16 protein-coding genes are annotated in these 24,338 nt (G+C 71.4%); 13 read left to right on the forward strand and 3 right to left on the reverse strand.

The features are described from left to right. Window positions 1-338 precede the first annotated feature (338 nt). Complete coding sequence (locus HLK59_RS15750) at window positions 339-2,045, reverse strand: protein kinase (protein ID WP_171142046.1); 1,707 nt, start codon at window positions 2,043-2,045, stop codon at window positions 339-341. A 208-nt stretch (window positions 2,046-2,253) separates the two neighbouring features. Beyond that, window positions 2,254-2,469, reverse strand: a complete 216-nt coding sequence (locus HLK59_RS15755; RefSeq protein ID WP_171142047.1) for a hypothetical protein — start codon at window positions 2,467-2,469, stop codon at window positions 2,254-2,256. Window positions 2,470-2,587: 118 nt separating this feature from the next. Here HLK59_RS15755 and ligA point away from each other — a divergent pair, with 118 nt between their 5' ends. The 7 genes from ligA (at window position 2,588) to HLK59_RS15790 (ending at window position 11,337) form a co-directional block, all read left to right on the forward strand. Further along, a complete protein-coding gene (gene ligA / locus HLK59_RS15760; RefSeq protein ID WP_171142048.1) occupies window positions 2,588-4,684 on the forward strand; it encodes an NAD-dependent DNA ligase LigA in 2,097 nt (698 codons plus the stop codon). Window positions 4,685-4,787: 103 nt separating this feature from the next. Beyond that, a complete protein-coding gene (locus tag HLK59_RS15765) occupies window positions 4,788-5,264 on the forward strand; it encodes a hypothetical protein (protein WP_171142049.1) in 477 nt (158 codons plus the stop codon). A gap of 224 nt (window positions 5,265-5,488) precedes the next feature. Next, window positions 5,489-6,907 carry a DEAD/DEAH box helicase gene (locus HLK59_RS15770; RefSeq protein WP_171142050.1) on the forward strand — a complete coding sequence of 473 codons (1,419 nt, stop codon included), beginning with the start codon at window positions 5,489-5,491 and terminating at the stop codon, window positions 6,905-6,907. Between the two features lie 76 nt (window positions 6,908-6,983). After that, entirely contained in the window at window positions 6,984-7,214 is a 231-nt protein-coding gene (locus HLK59_RS15775) for a hypothetical protein (protein ID WP_171142051.1), read from the forward strand. 299 nt (window positions 7,215-7,513) lie between these two features. After that, the gene (locus tag HLK59_RS15780) at window positions 7,514-8,653 is read left to right on the forward strand and encodes a 4-hydroxybenzoate 3-monooxygenase (RefSeq protein ID WP_346779737.1); all 1,140 of its coding nucleotides are present in this window, start codon (window positions 7,514-7,516) and stop codon (window positions 8,651-8,653) included. A gap of 54 nt (window positions 8,654-8,707) precedes the next feature. Next, window positions 8,708-10,345 carry a methyltransferase gene (locus HLK59_RS15785; RefSeq protein ID WP_171142053.1) on the forward strand — a complete coding sequence of 546 codons (1,638 nt, stop codon included), beginning with the start codon at window positions 8,708-8,710 and terminating at the stop codon, window positions 10,343-10,345. A 218-nt stretch (window positions 10,346-10,563) separates the two neighbouring features. Continuing rightward, entirely contained in the window at window positions 10,564-11,337 is a 774-nt protein-coding gene (locus HLK59_RS15790; RefSeq protein WP_171142054.1) for a polysaccharide deacetylase family protein, read from the forward strand. A gap of 69 nt (window positions 11,338-11,406) precedes the next feature. Here HLK59_RS15790 and HLK59_RS15795 read toward each other — a convergent pair whose 3' ends face one another. Further along, window positions 11,407-11,610 carry a cold-shock protein gene (locus HLK59_RS15795; protein WP_037751662.1) on the reverse strand — a complete coding sequence of 68 codons (204 nt, stop codon included), beginning with the start codon at window positions 11,608-11,610 and terminating at the stop codon, window positions 11,407-11,409. Window positions 11,611-12,087: 477 nt separating this feature from the next. Between HLK59_RS15795 and HLK59_RS15800 the strand changes: the two genes are divergently transcribed. The 6 genes from HLK59_RS15800 to HLK59_RS15825 all read left to right on the forward strand — a co-directional run bounded on the left by HLK59_RS15800 (window position 12,088) and on the right by HLK59_RS15825 (window position 24,321). Further along, window positions 12,088-13,719: a phosphodiester glycosidase family protein gene (locus HLK59_RS15800; RefSeq protein WP_171142055.1), complete on the forward strand. Its 1,632-nt coding sequence runs from the start codon at window positions 12,088-12,090 to the stop codon at window positions 13,717-13,719. Between the two features lie 299 nt (window positions 13,720-14,018). After that, on the forward strand, window positions 14,019-15,191 hold the full coding sequence (locus HLK59_RS15805) for a Cmx/CmrA family chloramphenicol efflux MFS transporter (RefSeq protein WP_171142056.1): 1,173 nt from the start codon (window positions 14,019-14,021) through the stop codon (window positions 15,189-15,191). A gap of 50 nt (window positions 15,192-15,241) precedes the next feature. After that, on the forward strand, window positions 15,242-16,051 hold the full coding sequence (locus HLK59_RS15810; RefSeq protein WP_206327173.1) for a leucine-rich repeat domain-containing protein: 810 nt from the start codon (window positions 15,242-15,244) through the stop codon (window positions 16,049-16,051). Between the two features lie 219 nt (window positions 16,052-16,270). Continuing rightward, window positions 16,271-18,229: a DUF1996 domain-containing protein gene (locus HLK59_RS15815; RefSeq protein WP_240982431.1), complete on the forward strand. Its 1,959-nt coding sequence runs from the start codon at window positions 16,271-16,273 to the stop codon at window positions 18,227-18,229. A 333-nt stretch (window positions 18,230-18,562) separates the two neighbouring features. Beyond that, window positions 18,563-19,429: a DUF4132 domain-containing protein gene (locus HLK59_RS15820; RefSeq protein WP_171142058.1), complete on the forward strand. Its 867-nt coding sequence runs from the start codon at window positions 18,563-18,565 to the stop codon at window positions 19,427-19,429. Beyond that, window positions 19,426-24,321, forward strand: a complete 4,896-nt coding sequence (locus HLK59_RS15825; protein ID WP_171142059.1) for a DNA-binding protein — start codon at window positions 19,426-19,428, stop codon at window positions 24,319-24,321. The genes HLK59_RS15820 and HLK59_RS15825 overlap by 4 nt, the downstream gene beginning before the upstream one ends. Window positions 24,322-24,338: the final 17 nt, after the last annotated feature.

Here is a 24,338-nt window from a genome sequence, read left to right on the forward strand (position 1 = left end):
ACCGCTGATGATCGTGACAGAGGTCTGGCCCGCCGCTACGGGGGAGAGCGACGGGCCAGTACCTCCACAGTGCCACAGGCGCGCACGAGATGTGCCGTGTCACGGGAAAGCGCCACCGCTCACGAGGCCCAGAAGGCCGGAAATGCACCGAGCCCGCCCCGGACGCATCCGGGACGGGCTCGATCGTGGAGCGCCGGGCAGGCCTTGCACCTGCATCTCCCCGCAGGAAGCGGGACGTCTTTCCTTGGACCACCAACGCACAACCAGGAACCAGGAGTTCTGGCGACCGGCTCAAGATCAAGCATAGCGGATGCACGACAGCGGACCGCACATAGCTGTCAGTCCTCCGCCGGGTTCACATCCGTCACTTTGCCCTTGGTGTCGGTCTGCAGGTAGCCGGAACGGCCGTACTTGTCCGAGAAGTAGACGGACAGTCCGAACGTAGGCTCGAAGACATTGGGTTGGCGCACCAGCACATAACGGGTCTCGACATTCTTGACGTTCAGCTTCTTCTCCGCCTCTTCCAGGAGAGCGGGAATCTTGTCCCAGCTGAAGTCTTCGGGGGCGAAGGGTTTGTAGCCACTCGGCATGGTGCTGTCGATGATGCTCTTCTCCGCACCCGTGCCCGGGCGGTAGTCGTACGTCTCGTACGCGGAGTCGCTGCCGTCGACCATCATCCAGGCTGTCACGTATTCGTCGTAGACGGAGAAGGCGCCGAATCTCTTCCGGCCGCTCTCCTTCTCCAACGCCTTGATGGCGATGCGGATGTTGGCCGGGGTGAGCATGCTCCCGGTCGTGGTCTCCTTCGCATCCGATCCGGTGGAGGCCGAGCCCGACGTGGGTGTCGAGGAGGACGTGGGTGTCGAGGACGACGAGGACGTCGAAGGGCCGCCCGTGCTCAGGTCGGCGGTGCCGCCGTCCAGGGGCAGCAGCCACCACAGCAGGGCTACGGCGCCGACGAGCGAGGTGCCTGACAAGCCCAGCAGCACGGGGCGGTTCGGGGTGCGTCGGCGTGGCGCTCGGGCGGGACCGACCACCGACTGGGGAGCCGTCGGTCCTGATACAGGCCGGCCGGTCGCGGGGCCGAATCCAGGCGGGGTGGCAGGTGCTCCGGGGTACGAAGGGCTCGTGGGCGTGGACGGCGCGGCCAGCGGGTAGGAGGTGGGCTCGTCGCGCGGGGCGGTCGGGCCGGTCGTCGGCTCCGCCTCGATCACGGCCAGTCTGCGGTCCAGGACCGCGGCGGAGGCCCGCGCCGCCGGGTCGCGGACCAGCACGCTCATCAGGACGTCGCCGAGAAGGCCGGCCCGCACCGGCGGTGGCACCTCCTCGTGGAGGACGGCGGCGAGGGTGGCCAGGGTGCTGCCCCGGCGCAGCGGGTGGTGACCCTCCACCGCGTTGTAGAGCATCATCGCCAGCGACCAGAGGTCGGACGCGGGTCCGCCCTCGTGGCCCGAGATGCGCTCCGGTGCCATGAAGTCGGGTGTGCCGATGATGGAGCCGGTGGCGGTGAGGCTGGTCGTCTCACGGATCGCGGCGATACCGAAGTCGGTGAGGACGGGGCGTCCGTCCGGCCGTAGCAGGACATTGGCGGGCTTGACGTCCCGGTGCTGGATTCCGGCGTCGTGCGCGGCGGTCAGCGCGGCGAGTACCCCGCGGCCTATGCGTGCCGCCTCGGCCGGGGACATCGGCCCTTGGGCCAGCCGGTCGGCGAGCGAGCCGCCACCGACCAGTTCCATCACGATCCACGGGTAGGTGCCCTCGCCGCCGTCGACGATGTGGTGGATGGTGACGACGTTGGGATGGTCGATCCGGGCCAGGGCCCTGGCCTCGCGCAGGACGCGCTCGCGCAGCATCCGTGCGGCCTCGGGGTCGTACTCGGCAAGATCGCGGTCCGGAGGGCGGACCTCCTTGATCGCCACCAGCCGGTGCAGGACCAGGTCCCTGGCCCGCCAGACCATGCCCATCCCACCGCCGCCGAGGCGGGCCTCCAACTCGAAGCGCCCGTCGACGACTCGTCTGCCGGGACCTCCGTCTGCCTCACTCATGGGCGGGAGCTTAGTTTGCGCCACCGACATCGCTCGACCCGGTACGGCGGTGAAGGCGGTGTCCCGGTTCCGTGCCGTGCCGTGCCGTGCCACCACGTCGACCACTTCCTCGGTCCTCAGACTGACGCCGAGGTATCGCTCAGGATCCGAAGGGCCGAGCCATACGTCCCCCTGCCAGGCGGGCGTCTTCGCTCATGGGGCGAGCCGTTCAGCCAACGTCCCGCTTCTCGAGTGCCCGCCGCCGCTTCGGTGAGGGAAGCGCACGATCGAGGATCGCGCCCACGGCGGTCGCCGCGCCCACGATCAACAAGGCGATCGAGAGGACACGCAGCCCTCCCTCGCCGTACAGGGCCTGGTAGCCGAACCAAGCCACGGCGATGCAGGACATCAGGCCACTGCCGATTCGCCTGAGGGGCGGCGTCATGCGCACTCCTGAGTCAGGTACGTCAGGTACGCCCTTCAAGCAGGGCACCTGAGTGTGGCACGGGCCGGCCGCGCGGACCGTGGCGGCATTGTCAGTGGTGGCAGGCAGGATGATGACCATGACGACACCAGCTGTACAGATCGTGGATGCCGCCGCCTACGCGCAGGCGGTCGAGGATGCGGTGAAGGCCGCGGCCGCCTATTACGAGGGCGGCACCTCACGCCTGGACGACGATGCCTACGACCGGCTGGTGCGTGGCATCGCGGCGTGGGAGGCCGAGCATCCCGATGAGGTGCTGCCCGACTCTCCGTCGGGGAAGGTCGCCGGCGGGGCCGTGGAGGGGGATGTTCCGCACACGGTGGCGATGCTGAGTCTGGACAACGTGTTCTCGCCGGAGGAGTTCACCGCCTGGACCGCCTCGCTGGCCCGGCGCATCGACCACGACGTCACCCGCTTCAGTGTCGAGCCGAAGCTCGACGGTCTGGCGATCGCCGCCCGCTACACCCACGGCCGCCTGAGACAGCTGATCACGCGCGGCGACGGGACCGCCGGAGAGGACGTCTCGCACGCGATCGGCACCATCGAGGGGCTCCCGGAGGAGCTCTCCGAGCCGGTCACCGTGGAGGTGCGCGGCGAGATCCTGATGACCACGGCGCAGTTCGAGCACGCCAACGAGGTGCGTACCGCGCACGGCGGGCAGCCCTTCGCCAATCCGCGCAACGCCGCGGCGGGCACTCTGCGCGCCAAGGAGCGCGCCTACACCGTGCCGATGACCTTCTTCGGCTACGGCCTGCTCCCCCTGCCCGACACCCGTCCGGAACTGGCGGAGCAACTCGGCGAGAGCGCGCACAGCGGCCTGATGGCGAGGGCCGCCGGGCTCGGCGTGAACACCACCGCGACGACCGCCGTGCCCGGCAGCACCGCCGACACCGTCGAGCAGGTCCTGACGCGGGTCCAGGAGATCGCGGCCCTGCGTGCGGAGCTGCCGTTCGGGATCGACGGGGTCGTCATCAAGGCCGACCTGGCCGTCGACCAGCAGAGCGCCGGCTCCGGCTCACGCGCCCCGCGCTGGGCGATCGCCTACAAGCTCCCCGCCGTCGAGAAGGTCACCCGGCTGCTCGATGTGGAGTGGAACGTGGGCCGCACCGGCATCATCGCGCCCCGCGCCGTCCTGGAACCGGTGGAGATCGACGGCTCCACCATCACCTACGCCACCCTGCACAACCCCGCCGACATCACCCGCCGCGATCTGCGTCTGGGCGACCACGTCATGGTCTACCGCGCGGGCGACGTCATCCCCCGCATCGAGGCTCCCGTCGCCCATCTGCGTACCGGCGACGAACAGCCGATCGTCTTCCCCGAGGTGTGCCCGCGCTGCGGCTCCGCCATCGACACCAGCGAACAGCGCTGGCGCTGCGAGAACGGCCGCAACTGCCATCTGGTCGCCTCCCTGTCCTACGCCGCGGGGCGCGACCAGCTCGACATCGAGGGCCTCGGCCACACCCGTGTCGTCCAACTCGTCGACGCCGGCCTGGTCGCCGACCTCGCCGACCTGTTCACTCTCACCCGCGAGCAACTCCTGGCCCTGGAACGGATGGGTGACACCAGCACCGACAACCTCCTCTCCGCGCTGTCCACGGCCAAGGAGCAGCCGCTGTCACGGGTGCTGTGCGCGCTCGGGGTGCGCGGTACCGGCCGGTCCATGTCCCGTCGTATCGCCCGCTACTTCGCCACCATGGACCACATCCGGGCCGCCGACGCCGAAGCGATGCAGCAGGTCGACGGCATCGGCACCGAGAAGGCGCCCTCCATCGTCGCCGAACTCGCCGAACTCGCCCCGCTCATCGACAAGCTCGCCGCGGCCGGGGTGAACATGACCGAACCGGGCGCCACCCCGCCGGTCCCGGCAGACGGCAACACCGCGGACGCCGCGGACACCGACGCAGACGTTCCAGGCGCGGAGCTGCCCCTCGCGGGGATGGCCGTCGTGGTCACCGGTTCCATGACCGGCGCGCTGGAGAAGCTCTCCCGCAACGAGATGAACGAGCTCATCGAACGCGCCGGAGGCCGCTCCTCCTCCAGCGTCTCCAAGAAGACCACCCTGGTCGTCGCCGGAGACGGCGCCGGTTCCAAGCGAGCCAAAGCCGAGGACCTCGGCATCCGTCTGGCCACCCCGGACGAATTCGCCACCCTCATCGCCGACTTCCTCGCCTGACACGCGACAGGCGCAGTCGTGCGGACGGGTACGCGCTCAGTACGTCCGGCATCTCAACGGCAAGCCACCGGCATGTCAGGGGCGGCAAGTAGCCTCGGGCGGCATGGGGATCGAGATCGATGTAGTGGTGGGGCACCCGGTCGACGACGAGGTGGAGCGGGTGCTCGGGCTGGCCGAGGCGGTCGACGAGCCCGTCACTGTCACGTTCCTGTGGGAGGGGCGCGAGGAGGCGGAACGCGCGGTGCTGGTGCCCGCGGCCATGCTGGCGCTCTGGGAGCACTGGGCACCCACCGCCTATCCGTCGGGCGGCGCCGGGGAAGCGGACCGGGCTGTGGCGGAGGAGGAGAGGGAACTTGCCCACCCTGCCGAGTTCGGCGCGTTCACTCTCTATCGCCGTCGAGCAGGAGGGCGCACAGCGGTCGCCCGTGGAGGCGTCGTCGTCGCCGAGCTCCTGGACCCCGCCGAGGCGCACTGGCTCCGGGAGAAAGCGCGGGACGTCCGCCAAGGGTTCATGGGTCCGCAGCAGAGGGCGGCGTTCGAGGACTTCCTGGCCCGGCAGGCATCCTCTGATGAGAGGTGACGTACCGGTACATGCCGCGCACCCGCACCCGCACCCGCACCGCTAACCAAACACATGTTCCCATCCGGGCGACGGAGCCTCGGCATGATCGCGCGGGGCCCGGACCAGCGGGCCGCCGGGTGTCCGCTGGTAAAATGGGGTCACGCTTCGACATCGACGGGGCCCGTACCAAGGGGTACGGGCCCCGGATCGTTCCGGGGCGCCACTTCAGGAAGGTTCCCCTCATGAACGCCAAGCCGTCGACCTCCGGACGCTCCCGTGCCGGTGCACCGCAGCGGGCGACAGGGTCGCAGGGCGACCTCTCGACGCCGGAGTCGGTGTCGCCCGGCCTGCCTCCGGTGGCGTCCTTCGACGCGCTCGGGCTGCCGTCGGAGCTGACGAAGGCGATGACGGACCTCGGCGTGACGGAACCGTTCCCGATCCAGGCGGCCACCCTGCCCAACGCGCTGGCCGGCCGCGATGTCCTCGGCCGGGCACGCACCGGCTCCGGCAAGACGCTGGCCTTCGGGCTCGCGCTGCTCGTCCGGACCGCGGGCCTGCGAGCGGAGTCGAAGCGCCCGCTCGCGCTGGTCCTGGTGCCGACCCGGGAACTCGCGCAGCAGGTGAGCGACGCGCTGACGCCGTACGCGCAGACCCTCAAGGTGCGCCTCACGACGGTGGTCGGCGGGCTGTCGATCAACCGGCAGCAGGCCGCGCTGCGGACCGGAGCCGAGGTGGTCATCGCGACGCCGGGGCGGCTGGCCGACCTGGTGTCGCGCCGTGACTGTCACCTGAACCAGGTGCGGATCACGGTGCTGGACGAGGCGGACCAGATGTGCGACCTGGGATTCCTGCCGCAGGTCACGGAGATCCTGGACCAGGTCCCCTCCGACGGACAGCGGCTGCTGTTCTCGGCCACGCTCGACCGCAACGTCGACCAGCTGGTGCGCGACCACCTCCACGACCCGGTGCTCGCCTCCGTCGACCCGGCGGCGGGCTCGGTCACCACGATGGAACACCACGTGCTGAACATCCACCCCGCCGACAAGTACGCGACCGCGACCGAGATCGCCGCGCGGGACGGCCGGGTCCTGATGTTCCTGGACACCAAGGCCGCCGTGGACCAGTTCACCCGTCACCTGCGGGCCAGCGGCGTCCGGGCCGGAGCCCTGCACAGCGGAAAGTCGCAGCCTCAGCGCATGCACACCCTCGGCCAGTTCAAGGACGGCGCGATCACCGTGCTGGTGGCCACCAATGTCGCCGCGCGAGGCATTCACATCGACACCCTCGACCTCGTCGTCAACGTCGATCCGCCGGCCGACGCCAAGGACTACGTGCACCGCGGCGGGCGTACGGCACGCGCCGGGGAGTCCGGAACCGTCGTCACCCTGGTCACTCCCGGCCAACGACGTGACGTCAACCGGATGATGACCGAAGCCGGGATCCGGCCGACGGTCACACAGGTACGTTCCGGCGAGGCGCAGCTGACCGCCATCACCGGTGCGAAGCGGCCGCCGACGGGGACGAAGTCCACCACCGGCAACATCCCCTTCCGCGGTCTCGGCGACCGTTCGGGCCGCCCCGCGAAGGAATCCCGCAAGGCCGCCGAGGCCCGCAAGGCAGCGGAAGCCCGCGCGGCGGCCCGGGTACGCAGAGGCCGCTGACGCCGGAGCAAGCCGACCGAATGTCCGCTACGAACCCTTCTGTGACCGACAACCCATCGGCAGTAGGGAGTTAGCCATGCAGCGCAACAACACCACCACACCGGGCCGCAGGCGAGCCGGGAGGCTCGCCGCCGCCGTCGCCGCGGTCGGTGTCCTCGTGGGTGGCGGGATCGCCGCGGCGGGGCCGGCCAGCGCCGACACCTTCTGCGGAGCGACCGGGGACGGCGGCTTCGGGTGTGTGATCGACCAGGGCGACGGAACGTTCAAGATGGTCAACAGCAACGGGGACATCGTCTACAACTGGTGACGGCACACGCCTGGCGCCTGATCTGACGACGGGTGGACGTCGGCCGACTCCCGTCGGCGTGCGTCCACCCGTCTGCGTCGCCGGCTCGACCACCCGCACGGGGCCTGCTCTCACCACTGCTCAACACCCCTGCCGCAGAGGTTCTTTGGCATTGAATCGTGTAACAGTCACCCTTACAGAGCAATTGATCACTTTCGAGTACCTGTGCCCGAGATCAGGGTGATATGAAACCCCTTGTCGAACGCTCCACTTCAGAGGCGGGCATGAGGAAACGGTTCCACAAGGGAACGCAGGTCGGCGTGGTGATTCTCGGGGCCGGCCCGGCGGGGCTGGTTCTGGGGAATCTGCTGCTGGACCGAGGTGTCGACTGCGTGATCCTGGAGCGGCGCGGCCGGGCGGCCGTCGAGGGACGGGCCAGGGCGGGGTTCCTCGCGGCGAACTCCGTGCGGCTGCTGGCGGAGAACGGGCTGGGCGCCGGGGTGCTGACCCGGGGGCGCGCACACGGCACGTGTCTGTTCCGCAGCGACCGTGGGGAGTTCACCCTGGACTACGGGAAGTTGGGGCAGGGCGAGACACACACCGTCTATCCCCAGCAGGAGCTGGTGCGCGATCTGGTGGCCGAGTTCCTACGGCGCGGTGGTGACCTGCGGTTCGAGGCCGAGGCCGAGGAGATCTCGCAGGGCCGGGTGCGGGTGCGCGGCGGTGCGGAGGTGGCGGGTCGGTACGTCGCCGGCTGCGACGGGCACCGGGGTGTCGCTCGCCGGGTCCTGGCGGCCCGGGGGGTGCGGACGGACCGGTGGGATCACGGGGTCTCCTGGCTGGCGGTGCTGGTCCAGGCCCCGCCCAGCCTGGCGGCCGTCGGATACGCCCTGCACGAGCGGGGGTTCGCGGGTCATATGGCCCGTACGGAGTCCGTCACCCGGTACTACCTCCAGTGCCCGCGCGGAACCGATTCCTCTGACTGGAGCGAGGACCGGATCTGGGCCGAGCTCGCGACGCGGATGCGGACGACCGAGTTCGGGCCCCTGCACGAGGGCGCCGTCCTGGAGAAGGCGGTCGTCGACCTGCGTTCCGACGTGCTGGAAACCCCCGGTTCCGAGCAGCTGTGGCTGGCCGGCGACGCCGCCGGACTCATCAGTCCCTCGGCGGCCAAGGGCGCCAACCTCGCCGTCCTCCAGGCCGAGTTGCTCGCCCGGGCCCTGCACGGGGCGCTGGCGCGCGGGGACGAGCACGGCCTCGCCCGGTACGCCGCGGACTGTCTTCCCCGTGTATGGCGGGCACATGAGTTCTCGCACTGGATGAGCACACTCCTGCACGGCCCGGCCGACGGCGGTGCCGAGGCCCGCTACGGGCGGGCGCTCCAGTACGCCCGGCTGGACAGCCTGCGTACCTCCCGCGCACATCAGGACTTCTTCGCCGAGAACTACACCGGCATCTGATCCCCGGGGCACGTCTGTCCCGGTTCCGTCCGCACGATCATCGGAAACCCCTTCATGAACCTCCCTGTCGCTCAGGCCTGCCTGTCCGCTTCCGACCTGGAGCGAATTGGCCGCGCGGCCGCCCATGTCCGCGACTACGACACCGAGCAGGTCCTCGCCGAACTCCTGCCCGGCCTCACGGTCGAGGAACGGAACGACGTCTGCCGCCACCTCGTGTTCGACCACACCGCCGTGCTCGTCTTCCCCGCTTCCCTCGACGGGCTCTGCGACGACCTGCGCCGCAACGGGTTCGAGCCGGGGCCGGTCACGCCGAGCGTGGTGGTCCGCGAGCGGCTGGTCCGCCGCTACGGCGCGCTCGTCGGCGACACCCCGGTCGGGATCGTGCATGTTCCCGTGGACGGGCGGAGCGTGGAGATCTTCGCGCTGCCCGTGCCGCCGGACTCTCCGAGGCAGGCCGTCGCCGACGACGAACGCGCCGCCGAGCACGAGGTGCACCACGCGTTCGCCGTCACCGCGCCGGGTGCGGTGGTACCGGCCGGGCTGCGGACGCTGCTCCAGGAGCGGGGCGGCGCGGTGCCGGACGGCGGTGGGTACAACGGCCATGAGAACGTGACCGTCCTGTACTTCCGCACCCGGCGGCACCGCCGCTTCGAACTGCGGCTGCCCGGCCGTCACGAGCCGCTGCCGGACCCCTCGGTCTCGTTGCTCGGCGTCATGACCGGCGCCTGGGCCACCCAGGCCGTCGCCGCCATGGCGGAACTCGGAATCGCCGACCACCTCGCCGCCCGGCCCGGCCTCGGCGCCGACGCCCTCGCGTCTCTCACCGGCACCGATCCGGACGCGCTGCGCAGGCTGCTGCGCTATCTCAGCGCGCTGGGCCTGCTGACGTCCGCCGCAGATACGTATCACCTCACCGCCCTCGGCCAACCCTTGTGCACCGACACGGAGTTCTCCCTCCGGCCGCTGGCCCAGCTCTACGGCGGCCCGTTCTACGACTCCTTCGCCGGGCTGACGTACTCCGTACGCACCGGACGGGAAGCCTTCGCCCACCGCTACGGGCAGCACCACTTCGCCTACTTCGCCGAACGGCCCGAACTCGGCTCGCTGTTCAACCGGGCGATGGCCGCGAGCGCGGAGATGTTCACGCCGGTTCCGGCCCTGGTGGACTTCTCCGGTGCGCGGCGCGTCGTCGACGTCGGCGGTGGAAACGGCGCGCTGCTCATGCGAGTGCTGCGGGCACACGGGCAGTTGGAGGGCGTACTGCTGGAACGACCCGAGGCACTGGAGGCGGCACGCAAGGAGCTGGCCGCGGCGGGGCTCGACGCGCGGTGTTCCTTCGTCGTCGGGGACTTCACGGTGGCGGTGCCGGAGGGAGGCGACGTCTATCTGCTGTCCCGAGTGCTGCACGACTGGGACGACGAGCGGTGCCTGACCATTCTCCGGCGGTGTGCGCGGGCGATGCGGGCGGGCACCGAACTGCTCGTCGTGGAGCGGCTGTTGCCCGAAGGCGAGGGGGTGCCGTCGCCTGCGGTGGCCTGGGACGTCCATATGTTGTGCAACGTGGGCGGCCGGGAGCGGACCGAGAAGCACTACGAACGCCTGTTGGCGGAGGCGGGCTTCGAGGTGACGGCTTGCCATGGTCTGCCGCTGGGCGGCTCTCTGATCCATGCCGTACGGGGTGCGGGGCGGTGATCGTCCACGACTTCCCCGACTTCTCCGACTTCCCCGGCTGACGACTGTCGGCGAGTTTCCAGCCCGGTTCCGGCTGCCGCTCGCCGAGTTGTCCGTGAACTCCCCCGGAATTGTCCTTGATCGGTAACAGGCGGATCCCAGGGCCACCATCCGTCGTCCTGCCTGGTGTCGTATGGCGACGCGGGATCAACGAGTAACTGTCAGAAGGTGGGACGGACATGGCACAGCACGGCGGCGGGCGGGGCTGGTACGGCAAGGTCGTCGGGGCTGCGCTCGGTGTGACGGTGCTGGCCGCCGGTGCCTCTGCGTGGTCCGCGCAGGCCGGTGCCGTGGACGGCACGTCCCCCCGGGCGGAGAGTTCCGCCACGCCGGGCACCGGCGTCAAGCCCGTGTCGGTGACCATCGCGCACGCCTCCGACAAGGGGGCGCGCGGCGTCAACATCACCATCGATGACGGCCCCGACCCCGTGTGGACCCCGCAGATGCTCGACGTGCTGCGGGAGAACGGCGTGAAGGCCACGTTCTGCATGGTCGGGACGCAGGCACAGGCCCACCCGGACCTCGTGAAGCAGGTGGTCGCGGCCGGGCACCGGCTGTGCGACCACTCGGTGGCGCACGACACCACCATGGACACCAAGGACCAGGCGTACCAGTCGCAGCAGATCCTCGACGCCGAACGCATGATCACGGAGGCGTCCGGGGGTGTGCGGCCGATGTACTACCGGGCCCCCGGTGGCGCGTTCACGCCCTACAGCCGCAAGCTCGCCGCCTCCCGGGGCATGCGTCCGCTGGGCTGGAACGTGGACACCAAGGACTTCGAGCGACCGGGCGCCGACGCCATCGTCGCCACCGTCCAGCAGGAGCTGTCCAACGGACCGACGCTCCTCTTCCACGACGCGGGCGGCGACCGTTCCCAGACCGTCGAGGCGCTGCGCCGGGTCCTGCCCTGGCTCAAGGCACAGGGCTACGCCTGCGGCTTCCCGGTGCGCTGAATCCCGGCAGCCGCACATGCTTCGGGCCCGCGAGCTCGGCTCGCGGGCCCGAAAAGACTGCCTTCAGAACTAGGCGGGGGTGATGTTCTCCGCCTGCGGGCCCTTCTGGCCCTGGGTGATGTCGAAGGTCACCGCCTGGCCTTCCTGGAGCTCACGGAAGCCGGAGGCGTTGATGTTGGAGTAGTGCGCGAAGACGTCCGGTCCGCCGCCGTCCTGGGCGATGAAGCCGAAGCCCTTCTCCGCGTTGAACCACTTGACGGTTCCGCTGGCCATGCTGGTACCTCTCAATAGACGTCAGAACCGCACCGCGCGGTCCTGAAGGTGCTCGCCCTGGTCCGGCACTGCACAGCAAAACGCCCGCGCCTAAGCGCGGGCAGGTACTGCGAACCACGACAGCTGGAAAGGACGCTACACCTCGGAAAGGACGATCACCAGAGAGTGTTCAGAAAGGTACGGAAAGACCGGCCTCTCACAGTCTGAGCAGTGCTCTTCCCCTGCACTCCACGACCGATGCTCCGCCGGCTCTCATGCCGTCGGGCAGCGGTCCACCACGCAGCCCCCCCGACGCCGAGTTCTGCCCCAAGGAACGCGAGACGGCTCGATCCGCTCCTTCTCGGTCTCCCTGATATCAGCGAGGCTTTCCCTGGTCATGCCCGCGTCTTCACGCAACGGTCCTCGCGCGGAGCTGTGATGACGGGTGCGGTGCTCAGGTGCCGTCGCCCACCGCGCAGGTCAGAGGTCAGGAGAGGTATGTCTGTGATTGCCGAGACACCCGGACGCACGGCACACCGTGGACGGCGGCGGACCGCGCGGAGCTTCGCGCTGGGGACCGCGCTCGCCCTGATCGCGTTCGCTCCGTCGGCGGCCGCGAGCGAGCGGGACACCTCGGTCGACGGCGGTGCGATCTCGTGGACGACCCAGTACGTGGCTCCCGGAGTGGAGGTCCGTACCGGGGTGTTGAGCGCCCCGGAGGCCGCCGGGGTCTGGACGGTCACGGTCCAGGCACCCGCGGTCAACCGCCTGACCGGGGCCGCCACGTGGGCGCCGCTCGGCGACCGGTCCTGGGCGGACACCACCGCCGAGAAGCTGCGGGCGGCCGGATTCGCACCGCGCCTGGAGCGGGTGACCTGGGACGCGTACGCGGACACACCGCGCGGCACGATGGGATGGCAGGTCAGGGTCGGGGAGTACGGCACCCAGGCCGAGGCCCGTACTCTCAACTCGGCGGTGTCGGGGGCCGGTTTCCGTACGTCCGTGGAGTGGACGGGCTACGACGGGCGGCAGCCTGCCGACGCGGAGCGCGTCCATGTGGCCGTGGTCGATCCTGGACGGCTGCGGGGCACGGTCGAGGTCAGTGACGGCGGCAACGCGGCCGATCGGGAGAAGACCTCGGCGGTGGCCGCCCGGCTGGGGTCCCTGGTGGGTGTCAACGGCGGGTTCTTCGTCACGTCCGACGCGGATGGCGTGCAGGGCACGGTCGCCGGTCTGTCGGTGGTGGACGGTGAGTTGCAGTCGATGGCGGTCGGCTCTCGCGCGGCGCTGGTCCTCCAGGACGGGGGACGGCACGTGCGTGTCGCGGATCTGTCCAGCAGCGCCACCGTGCGCGCCGGATCCGCCGTCCACGCGGTGGAGGGCATCAACCGGGTGCCGGGCAAGGTGCGCAACTGCGGGCGTCCCGGGGCCGTACCCACCGAACTGCCCCGTCAGGACCTCACGTGTTCCCTGGCGGACGATCTGGTGAGGTTCACCGCTTCGTTCGGGGCACCGCTGCCGACGGGCGCCGGGGTCCAGGTCGTCCTGGACGAGCAGGATGTCGTCGTCTCCCGTGGCGACCGGGGCGGCTCCGTGCCTGCCGGGGGCTCCGTCCTCCAGGGCACCGGGGCGGCAGCCAACTGGCTGGCCGAGCATGCCGAGGTGGGCCGACGGCTGCACCTGCGCGAGACCGTGCGGGACGCTGCGGGGCGGGAGCTGCGCCTCGGTCCCGACGACGACATCGTCAGCGCGGCACCCACCCTCGTCCGGAACGGCCGCGTCCACATCGACGCCGCCACCGAGGGCACGTTGGACCCGCTCGACCTCTCCTTCGGCTTCGCCTGGTCCAACGTCCGCCAGCCCCGCACCCTGGCCGGCATCGACCGGCACGGCAGGCTGCTGCTGGTGACCGTCGACGGCCGGCAGCCCGGCGTCAGCGAAGGTCTCACGCTCGCCGAGGCCGCCCGGTTCATGCGGTCCCTGGGTGCCGTCCAGGCACTCAACCTCGACGGTGGCGGCTCCAGCACGATGGCCGTCGACGGGGTGCTGGTCAACGTGCCGTCGGACGCGGCCGGTGAGCGAGCGGTCGGTGACACCGTCCAGGTCCTGCCGCGTGCGGGGCAGGACTGAGTGGCCCCGACACGGCCGTAGGGCCGGCGTGGCCGGTGCGGAACACGACGTCGGAGACGCGGTCCGGGTCCCCGGAAACCGAGGTGCCCTGGCCGACGTCGGTCGGGTAGCGTGCGGGCCATGTCGAGTCCTGAGTCGGACGAGGTGGGGGCTTTCGGTCACGCCGTCAGCCCCCTGAACCACTGAGCTCACAGCCCTGCCGTCGCGCCGCGTCCCGCGGTGGGACGAGCGTGCTCCTGAGGGCTGGCCGCGGTGACGAGATGACCCTCTCGTGCTTCTCCTCACCTCGGAGCCACTCGATGCCTCTCCCCCTTTATCTGCTTGCCGTGGCGGTCTTCGCCATGGGCACCTCGGAGTTCATGCTCGCCGGCCTCCTGCCGGACATCGCCTCGGATCTCGATGTCACCGTCGGTACCGCAGGCGTGCTCACCTCGGCCTTCGCCATCGGCATGGTCGTCGGCGCCCCCGTTGTCGCCGCCCTGGCCCGCGACTGGCCCAGGCGCTCCGGTCTTCTCGGGTTCGTCCTCGTCTTCGCGGCAGCCCACGCCGTGGGCGCCATCACCACGAGTTTCCCGGTCCTGTTCGCCACCCGGGTCGTCGCCGCGCTCGCGAACGCGGGGTTCCTCGCCGTCGCGTTGACGGCCGCCGCCACGCTCGTCCCACCGGACAGGAAGGGTCGCGCACTGGCCGTACTGCTGTCGGGTACGACGGTGGCGACGATCGCCGGTGTCCCTGGTGGGTCGGTCCTCGGCGCGTTGCTCGGCTGGCGAGCCACGTTCTGGGCTGTCGCCGCTCTCTGCCTGCCCGCGGCTCTCGGCATTCTCAAGGGGATCCCGAGGGGACGGGGGAACGATGGGGCGACCGGTGGTCCGGCCTTGCGGGCGGAGCTCGTTCAGCTCGCGAAGCCGAGGCTGCTGCTGGTGATGCTGCTCGGCGCACTGGTGAACGCGGCGACCTTCGGCGGCCTCACCTTCCTGGCGCCCGTCGTGACCGACACCGCCGGGCTCAGTGAGCTGTGGATCCCTGTCGCCCTGGTGCTGTTCGGCATCGGCTCCTTCGTCGGGGTCACCGTCGCCGGCCGTCTGTCCGACCGGCGGCCCGGCCGGCTCATCGCGGTCGGCGGGCCCCTGCTGCTCGTCGGCTGGCCGGCGCTGGCGGTGCTGGCCGACGAGCCGGTCGCCCTGCTCACCCTCGTGTTCGTACAGGGCGCGCTGTCCTTCGCGCTGGGCAGCACGCTGATCACCCGGGTCCTCTACGAGGCCGCGGGAGCCCCCACCATGGCCGGCTCGTACGCGACGGCGGCGCTCAACGTCGGTGCCGCCGTCGGCCCCCTCATCGCCGCGTCCACCCTCAGCGCCTCGGCTCTGGGGCCGGCGTGGTCGAGCGGACTCCTGGTCGCTGTCGCCCTGCTGATCGCCTTCGTCTGGCGCGGGGTGATCACGGCCGGCCGGACCGACGAAGTGCTCCAGTAACGGATGCGAACCGTTATGTGGTTCTACAACGTTCCTCGTATGTTGGCGCCATGACGGACGAGGGAGAACCGACGCTCCATGCGAACCGCTGGGGCGACATTTCGGCGCCGGGCCGGGGCGGGCCGGAGCCCTCCACCGACATCTGCTCGTGCTTCGACGGCTCCGAGCCGCGGCCGGGCGCCGACGTCGGGTTCCACTCCGAACGGCAGGACACCTCCGCCCCGGGCTGGCAGCACCTGCTGGAGCTGGTCGACGAGGCCGCCGCCGACGGCCGTGAAGAGTTCCGTCCCCTGGCCGAACTGAGCCCCGCGGAGCGGCGGCAGGTCGTCACCCTGCCGCCGAGCATCGCCAAGCTGACCGCGGTCAAGCACCTCATGCTCTACGGCAGCAACCTCGTGCGGATCCCGCCCGAGATCGGGGCCATGACCGGCCTGGAGCAGTTCACGCCGTACACCTCCTACCGGCTCCACTGGTTCCCGTACGAGATCACCCGGTGCCGCAAGCTCATCAGCAGCACGGTCAGCACCCGCGCGCTGTTCGGCAACTACAAGCTGCGGCCGCCCTTCCCCCGTCTGGAGCCCTCCCGGGACTCCGTCACGGAGCTGGACACGGCCCACCTCGATCCCGGGCGCTGGGGAGCCACCGCCGTGCACCAATGCGGTGTCTGCGAACGGCCGATCACGCGGAACGGCCTCCATCAGGTGTGGATCTCGATCCGGGTGGCCACGGACGTGCTGCCCCTGCTGGTCAATGCCTGCTCGTCCGCGTGCGTGGCCGCCCTGCCCGACGGCGCCGAGGACCACATCCGCACACCCCACAAGGGTGGCCATGTCGATCAACCGCCCTCTGACTGGGACTGAGCCGCGCGTACTGGCGAGGGCGCCCACGACACCCCCGTCATCTATGAGGGTGCTGTGAATTTCCGATGCGTTTGAACGGACGCGAGTCCCCGTCCGTATGGGTCCGGGGGGATTTCCATGCCCGGGACGGACGACAGGCGCAGGAGTACTTCCGTGGGACGCAGTAATCGCAGACGCCCAACAGGTGCACGACGTGCGACCTTTGCAGCCGTAGCGCTCATGTTGGGGGGTGGTGGCCTGGTGGCGGCGAATGTGTACGCCTCCGCGACCGAAGGCAGCCCCGACACGAGCCGGACGACCGACGGCGGTTGGCAGGCGGGCACGATCGACTGCCCCGACGTGGGCGACACGTTGACGAACGTGCCGGACGACGCGCGGGCGGAGGTCGACAAAGAACTCGCTCTGCTGGACCAGCAGATAGCCGAGGCGTACCAGAAGTTGCAGGACCCCTCGGTCCAGGGTGACGAGGCCGCGGCAGACGGGATCATGGATCCGCTGGCGGAGAACCGGGCCGCGACGATCGAGCGTATCGCCGCCGCACTCGAACGCGCCGGGGAGCGCCCCGAGGGCCTCGACGAGCTGGCGGCGTGCGCACTCCGCCAGTCCGACGACCAGGCCGACGACCAAGGCGACGGGCAGGGCGACAACCAGGGTGACGGGCAGGACGGATCCCAGGACGGCCAGGGCGATCAGGGCGATCAGGGTCAAGAAGGCGGCCAGGAGCAGGACGGTCAGGATCAGGGCGGCCAGCAGCAGGGCAACGGCGGACAGTCCGGCAACGGCCCCGTCGCCGCCGACTTCGCCGACATCACCACCGCACCGCCCGCCGCACAGGCCCCGAATCCTGGAGGCGACGCCTCCCGCGGCACCTTCGCCACCAGCTGCGGTGTGAACGCGAACGGCCTGTTCAACTCGGACAACGTGATCGTGGCCCCCGGCGTGTCCAACGGCGCCCACCACTTCCACGACTACATCGGCAACCAGGCCAACAACGCCTTCGCCGACGACAACGAGCTGGCCAACGGCGGTACCAGTTGCGTCGATCAGGGCGACAAGTCTTCCTACTACTGGCCCGTCCTGCGTCTGCAGAACGGCACCCAGGAGCAGGACGCGGGCGCCCCCGGCGGCGGCATCGAGGGCAACGCGGGTGAGATCGTCACGCCCAAGGACGTCACCCTCACCTTCGTCGGCAGCCCGAACAGCAAGGTCACGGCCATGCCGCGGCTGCTGCGCATCATCACGGGCGATGCCAAGGCGTTCGTCAACGGCACCACCAACGCCAACGCGTCCTGGAGCTGCACCGGGTTCGAGGACCGCCAGTTGAAGGACAAGTACCCGGTCTGCCCCCAGGGCAGTGACGTGGTCCGCACCTTCAAGTTCCAGAGCTGCTGGGACGGTCGCAACATCGACAGCGCCAACCACCGCACCCACGTGGCGTTCGCGCAGGCCGACGGTGCCTGCCCGGCCGGCTTCGAGGCCATCCCGCAGCTGGTCCAGCGCATCGTCTACGACGTCGACGCGCCGAGCCTCCAGGACGGCGGCCGTACCTCTCCGCTCTTCGCCGTGGACGCGTTCCCCGAGCAGCTGCACAAGCCCGTCACCGACCACGGCGACTTCATCAACGTCTTCGACGAAGGCCTGATGAACGAGATGGTCGGCTGCATCAACGAGGGCCGCCAGTGCGGAGCGGGCGCGGACGAGGAGCCCGGCAACGGCGACGACAACGGCAACGGCAACGGTTCAGACGACGGCAACGGCGACGACAACGGCTCGGACCCCGAGCCCAGTTCCGGCACCGGTTCCGAGAACCCCGGCGGATCCGACGACGAGCCGCAGGAAGAGCCGACGCCGACCGCCGACGAACCGAGCGATGACGCGAGCACCGCACCCGCGGACGACCAGCCCAAGACGTACACCTCGCCCTCGGCCACCCAGAAGCCCGACGTGCAGTCCCCCGAGGCCACCTCGTACCCCCGCAACGACAGCACGCCGAGCGCGTCCGAGAGCGGCTCGACCGGCATCGTGGCGCAGCCTCCGGCCGAGGCCCAGCCCGCCCCGCAGGGCGGCAGCGGCAGCCTCGCAGAGACCGGCGGCCAGTTGTGGCCCGCCGCGGCCGGAGCGGTCCTGCTCGTCTCCGGGTTCGTGCTCCTGCGCCGCACCAGGCGCCGTTACATGTGACGCGATCCCTCGATCGGTTCGTGACGGCATGACACGCCGTCACGAACCGGTCTCGCTCTTCCAGCACTTCGCACGCACCTTCACGCACGCGCGACCTGGCTGAAACAGCATGCTCCGGTCCGCGACTTCGCAGCTCAGCGCCGACCGCGCAGACTTCTCACGGACGCGATCGCCATCCCTTCCGCGCGCGCCTGCCACGACCCCGGCACCGGCCCGCGGGACCGATTGTCAGTGATCGCCGCTAACGTTCCTCACATCGTCGCACTGGCGCCGGGATCTCCCCGGCTGAACTGTGCTTTCTTCTTGCTGTCTCGATGCGGAAGGCGGGGACTCGTGGGTTGGCTCTCGGCGGGTGACGGGTATGAAGTCGCCCTGGTGGAAGGGCGGGTGGCAGCGCGTGCCACCTCGGGCCGGTCGGCGGGGCGGCAGTTGAAATCACTGCCGCGTGCGCTGCGCGACCACCCGGAGGTGGACCGGCTGCGCCGCTTCGCCGAATGGCTGGATCGGCACGCCACGGCATGTGTCGCACAGGTCGACTCCTGGATGGTCTCGTCGCTGCCCGTGCCCACCGGCCTGCTGGCCCGGGTGTGGCCGGACGAGGCCTGGCAGGCCGCGCTGCGTGACATGGCCGTGGTGGGCGACGACCCGGACGAGGTCGGATTCCTGCGGGGCGCCACCGAGGACGGCGAGCTGCGAGTGGTGAATCTGGACGGCGAGACGGTACGGCTGTCGCCGCGCACGGTCACCCTGCCGCATCCGGTGCTGCTCCCCGACCTCGACGACATCCGGGAGTTCGCGGCGGAGCTCGGCATCGTCCAGCGCGTCGAGCAGATCCACCGGGCGACCTGGCAGCGGCCCGACGACCTCGACCCCAAGGCCACCGAGATACGGGAGTTCACCGGCGGTTCCTTCCGTTCCCGCTTCGCGCTGGCCGCGCGGGCGAGTTCGCTGGGCTACCGCGTCTCCGGGGGCTACTCCACGGCTCGGGTCCGCGACGGCGAACGCACCGTGGAGGCCTCCGTGTGGATCGGTGAGCCGTACTGGGAGGACACGGTGGAGACCGGCAGCCTCACCTGGCAGGACCAGGACGGGCGCGCCCTGCCGCTGCGGGAGGTGGGCCCGGTGGCCTGGTCGGAGGGGATGCGGATGGCCGCGGCTCTCTATGCCGGGCGTGTGATCGAGGAAGGCAAGAACGCATGAGCGGGGGGACGCGGGTGTCGTACGAGGAACTGCTGGCGGCGGGCGCGGTGCTGCCGCCGGACACCGAGGGGGGCGGCGAGCGCGCGGTGCCGCTGACGGCGCGCGCCTACCGGCACCCGGGCCTCGACGACCGTGTGGTGGTGCGGCTGGTGGCCGGTGAGCTGGGGGCGGCCGAGGACCTCGCCGCCGGGTTCCTCGGCATGGAGCCGGACGGCGAGCCGGCCGTCGTGGGGCTGGGGCTGCGCCAGTCCTTGGGCTTTCCCGAGTGGGTGCTGGTGCACCACCCCGAGGACGGCCACCACGCGCTGGGTGTCGTACCGGACCTGGAGCGGGCGGCCCGGCAGGCGAAGTCCCGTCCGAAGGCCGCCCTGGACGCCTATCTGGAACTCGGCCAGCGGCTGGCCGCCTCGGTGCCGCACTTCCTGCCGACGTTCTACGAGCAGGCCGGACGGGTGTTCCTGGCCGAGGAGAACGCCACCTACGCCGCCCAGTTGTTCACCCGCGCCCGCAAGGCCGAGGCGGAGCACGGACTGACGGTGGAGGAGGAGCGCCTGGACGCGGTGTTCCTGGAGTTCGCGCTGGCCGGTGCCCTCCCCGTCAAGGTGCTGTCCTCGTACGGCAAGGAGCTGGCCGCCCGGGTGCCGGCCGAGGAGGCGCTGCGTCGTTTCACCCGGCTGTGTCTGCGCCGCACCGCAGGTGGTCTGCCGCCGTCCGCGCAGATGGCCAACGACCTGCGCAAGCTCGCCCGCGCCGCGGGCCAGGACGCCGACCGCGCCGAGCAGGACTATCTGGCCGAGCTGCTCGGCCTGCCCGCGACGCTGCGTGCCGCGGCCGGCTGGTGGAAGGGCCACCGTGCCGCCCTGGTGGCGCTGGCCGAGCGGGACCGGCGGGTGCGCGGCACGCTGCTGGACATGCTCCCCGCGGGCGCCGACAGCGCGCTGCCCGCGATGTGGCTGGAGGTGCTGGAGGAGTCCGGCGCGGCGGCGGGGTTGTGGGACGGCTCGCTGCCCGCGGAGGAACGTCCGGGCAACGGTACGGCCGACTGGCTGGAGCGCTTCCTGACGTTCCGGGAGCGGGCCCGGTCCTGGCGCGCCTCCACCCGGATGCCGGAGCTGTACCCGCTGGTGGAGCGGGCGGCGGACCGGATGCGTGCCGAACTCACCGCGTCCGGTGGTGCGTTGACGGTGCTCCACGACATCGACCTGATCGATCTGCTGCTGTCGTTGGACGTACCGGTCGCGGCCCCGACCAAGGACCAGGCGCTGCCGCTGACCGCGTGGGCCGTGGGCGAGGGGCAGCGGGACCTCGTACGGCTGGGCGCCGAGTCCCGTTTCCGGGACGGTTTCCTGCGGGGCGCCGATCACTTCCACAACACCGACCAGGCACAGCGGGCCATCCGGCTGCTCGCCGCGTCGCCCGGTGTCCGCCCCTGGCTGGCGGAGTGGGTCAGCTCGGTGGTACGGCGGTTCACCGCCGTCGGTCTGCCCGGCCTGCCGAACGCGCTGACCCGGCTGGGGTGGCTCCCCGCCGAGGCGCTGGCGCTGGCCGAGGACGACGTCCGCGCCGCGGTCGGCACCGACCTCGCACCGGTGCTGGCGCGCACCCTGCGTACCGGGCTCTTCGACGAACTGGGCTGGCCGGCCTGGGAGGAGGCGACCGCCGCTCTCGTTCCCAAGGACCGGGTGGAGGACATCGTCGTCGCCGACGCCTGGCCCCACCTCGTCGTGGCCGGCAACGCCCAGGCGCGGGTGATCGGCGCCGACGGCACCCTGCTCACCCATGACCTGCGACTGCCCGCGAACGACGTGTCGGGCGACCCGGGTTTCCACCACGTGGACGGTGAACTCCTCGTCTACTGGAGCTCCCGCAAGGACGGTCTGCGCGGCTACTGGCACTCCCGTGCCGACCGCGTCGAGTCCCTCAAGGGACCGCACGGCACCCGGGGCACCGAGATGGACTGGTACCGGGCCGACTTCCCGATCACCCTGCCCCTGCCGGACGGCGGCCGGACCACCGGACGCGGTGTCCTGCACGCCGGGGACACCACTCTGCCCGAGGAGCGTCCGCTACTCTTCGACGGCTCCTCCTACTGGGTGTGGCACGCGGACTCCGAGGACAGCGAGACGCACGGCTGGTACGAGTACGACCCGGCCACCGGCGAACGCGGCCGTATGAGCCGCCCCGCCTTCCTGGCCGACGCCCTGCGCGACGCCCCCGAGGGCAGCAGCTTCGCGGGCGGCCGGCTGCGCCCCTCCCCGACCGCCGACGCCACCGCGACCTGCGCTCCCGTGGACGGCCTGGTCGGCCTGCGCGTGGTGGAACTGCCCGACGGCTCACGGCGCGCCGAGAACCTCGCCGGACACACCGTCACCTTGCCCGCGGACGCCGGGAAACCGACCGCGCTCGTCGTCTTCCCGGGCGCCGAGCGGGCCAGCGCCGTCGTGCGCGACAACTGGCAGCTCGAACTGGTCGACGCGGACGGCACCGTCACCGCGCGGGCGCAGACCGACCGCACCCCGGGCGCCTTCGGCGAGGGCACCCTGCTGCTGCCGCCCGTGCAGTTCTGGGAGTGCCTGACGCCGCGTGACCCGGAGGGGTCCAAGGCGCTGCGGGCCATCGACCGGGACACGGCCGCCGAGCTGCTGGCCGCCGCGGCGAGCGAGGACAAGGAGGCCGTGTCCGACGCGATCCGCACCCTCCTCCCGGTCACCCACGAAGCGCTGGTGACGGGCATCGCCGGCGTCGCCCGCTACGCCGCCGCCCAGCAGGCCGTCCTGGACGCGGCGGCCGCCCGGCTCACCCGCGCCCTCGAAGGCGGTCTGGAGGACGAGGGGCCCGCGGGCCCGCCGGACACCAGGCTCGCGGCGGCGACCAGCGGTCTCGGTACGACGAGGGGTTACTGGTGGCACGGTGACGACGAGGCCGACACCGTCTTCCGTTCCCTGCGCCTCCTGGCCCGGGCCGCGGGGCTCGCCGGGACCGCCCTCCCCGACGCCCGATTCCACTTCGACGGTCAGCCGCTGCCGACCGGGCAGCCGAGCCTGGAGTCCCTGCTCGAACGGACGGCCGCCCTGGCCTACCGTGCGGCCTCCGGCACCACCGCCGAGGAGCACCGTGAGGTGGTGCGTTCGCTGCTCGTCGAGTTCGACCGCCTCGGACTGGCCCCGGCCGCGTCCGCGCACTGGCGCAGGGTGAGCCTGCACGTGCCCGCGGGCCCACTGCGCACTCCCACCGGCCAATGGCGCGAAGGGGAGTGGAACGGGCTGCTCCCGCTGGCCGACGGCGCGTTCATCGCCGTCACCGGACGCCGCGAGCTGGACGACGACGGCGCCACCTTCACCGGCTACTTCCACGACCCGGCCGACCGGTTCGAGGCACCGCAGCCCTACCGGACGCTGGCGTCGGAGCCGCTCGGCGGGGACTCCGACACGGGACGGTTCGGCAGGTTCCTCGCCGAGCTGGCCGCGCGCGGCCCGGCCCCCTGGTTCCCGGCGGCCGCCGAGGAGTTCGCCCGCCGCACCGGTGTCACCGAGACCATGGCCCGGCTGATCGTCGCCGGTCTGCCGCGGATCGACGTCTACGAGCGGACCTTCCTGAGCACCGAGGCGCGCACCCTCATCGGCGTGAAGGTCGCCCCTGCGGCGGTCGCCAAGGACGAGCTGAAAGCCATCGACGGCGCGGTGCGTGCCGCGGTCGTGGGCGCGCTCCTGCCCGCCGAGCCCGCCCTGCTGTGGACCGAGGGCCCGGACGTGGCGGCGGCCGCCGCGGTGTGGAACGCCCAGGTCGGCAAGCGGGTAGCCGTGCCCGAGGAGTTGCTCGGCGACGCGGGGCGCACGTTCCGGCACGCGTCCTGGGCGGTCCGGCAGGCGCTGCCCGCCCTGCTGGACCCGGCCGGCTCTCCCCGGCTCAGCCGCGACCTGGAGTGGGCGGTCGACGGCGACCGGGTCAAGCCCGTCGGTGACGACACGGACGGGTTCACGGCGGACACGCTGGTCGGCGCGGTCGGTCTCACGGCCTGGCTGGCCCACCGGCTGCCCGCCGGCGACGCGGTGCGAGCCGCGCTGCCGCCGGCGCTCACCGCCGTGCGGGAACGCCTCGCCCACCCCGGGCTGATGCTCGACCTGGGGCGGTACATCAGCCTCCCCGACTTCCGGAAGACCGCCGGTGCCCCTTCGGAGACCGGTCCGGGCTTCGAACGGTACGGGGCCGTCGTGCTGGCCACCCACGACGACCAGCCCGCGCCGGGCCTGCGGGTCGCGCTCCTCGACGAGGCGGGCCAGGACCCCTACCTGCCCGCGGTACGGGTCGACAATCAGCGGCCCTACACCGCCGAAGTGGCCCTGCGTCTGGTGCGCGACCAGCGGTTCGCGGCCCTCCTCGCGGACCCCGGGGAGCCGCTCGCGGGCGACCGGGGCAAGGACGGCACGTGGTGGCCGCAGGACCCGGGCCGTTCGGTGCCCGAGCTGGTGACCGAGGCGGCCAAGGAGTACGGCCTCGGTGAGGACGCCGCGACGCTCTATCTGATGCTGCTCGCCATGCCCGACCCGACCGACCGGATGACGGCCCGGTGGACGGGCTGGAAGCCGGCCCGGCTCAAGGCGGCACGTGCCGAACTGGCCGCCACCGACCTGGTGGTAGAGGCCAGCCGGACGCGGGCGGGCAGGTCGCTCTTCCTGCCGGGCGGCTGGGTCTCGCAGTCGTCGCCGCGGGTTCCGCTGGAGCGCTGGAAGCTGCCGCTGTTCGACGATGTGACCGAGGAGCACACACCGTTCGGTGTGATCGTGCCGTTCGAGCCGGCCGCGGAGCTCTACCGCAGGGCGTGGCAGCGGGTGCTGGACGGCGACGCACCCCGGTTCGAGGAGCTGAAGGTGCGGCGGGCCCGCCGCCGCTGACGTCACACAGCCCGGGG

This window comes from Streptomyces sp. S3(2020), from assembly GCF_013044505.1.
Taxonomy (GTDB): Bacteria; Actinomycetota; Actinomycetes; order Streptomycetales; family Streptomycetaceae; genus Streptomyces.

Bases quoted from the DNA above. Each gene is read 5' to 3' on its own strand.
- HLK59_RS15750 (WP_171142046.1), bottom strand. From the start codon at position 2,045: ATGAGTGAGGCAGACGGAGGTCCCGGCAGACGAGTCGTCGACGGGCGC.
- HLK59_RS15755 (WP_171142047.1), bottom strand. From the start codon at position 2,469: ATGACGCCGCCCCTCAGGCGAATCGGCAGTGGCCTGATGTCCTGCATC.
- ligA (WP_171142048.1), top strand. From the start codon at position 2,588: ATGACGACACCAGCTGTACAGATCGTGGATGCCGCCGCCTACGCGCAG.
- HLK59_RS15765 (WP_171142049.1), top strand. From the start codon at position 4,788: ATGGGGATCGAGATCGATGTAGTGGTGGGGCACCCGGTCGACGACGAG.
- HLK59_RS15770 (WP_171142050.1), top strand. From the start codon at position 5,489: ATGAACGCCAAGCCGTCGACCTCCGGACGCTCCCGTGCCGGTGCACCG.
- HLK59_RS15775 (WP_171142051.1), top strand. From the start codon at position 6,984: ATGCAGCGCAACAACACCACCACACCGGGCCGCAGGCGAGCCGGGAGG.
- HLK59_RS15785 (WP_171142053.1), top strand. From the start codon at position 8,708: ATGAACCTCCCTGTCGCTCAGGCCTGCCTGTCCGCTTCCGACCTGGAG.
- HLK59_RS15790 (WP_171142054.1), top strand. From the start codon at position 10,564: ATGGCACAGCACGGCGGCGGGCGGGGCTGGTACGGCAAGGTCGTCGGG.
- HLK59_RS15795 (WP_037751662.1), bottom strand. From the start codon at position 11,610: ATGGCCAGCGGAACCGTCAAGTGGTTCAACGCGGAGAAGGGCTTCGGC.
- HLK59_RS15800 (WP_171142055.1), top strand. From the start codon at position 12,088: ATGTCTGTGATTGCCGAGACACCCGGACGCACGGCACACCGTGGACGG.
- HLK59_RS15805 (WP_171142056.1), top strand. From the start codon at position 14,019: ATGCCTCTCCCCCTTTATCTGCTTGCCGTGGCGGTCTTCGCCATGGGC.
- HLK59_RS15810 (WP_206327173.1), top strand. From the start codon at position 15,242: ATGACGGACGAGGGAGAACCGACGCTCCATGCGAACCGCTGGGGCGAC.
- HLK59_RS15815 (WP_240982431.1), top strand. From the start codon at position 16,271: ATGTTGGGGGGTGGTGGCCTGGTGGCGGCGAATGTGTACGCCTCCGCG.
- HLK59_RS15825 (WP_171142059.1), top strand. From the start codon at position 19,426: ATGAGCGGGGGGACGCGGGTGTCGTACGAGGAACTGCTGGCGGCGGGC.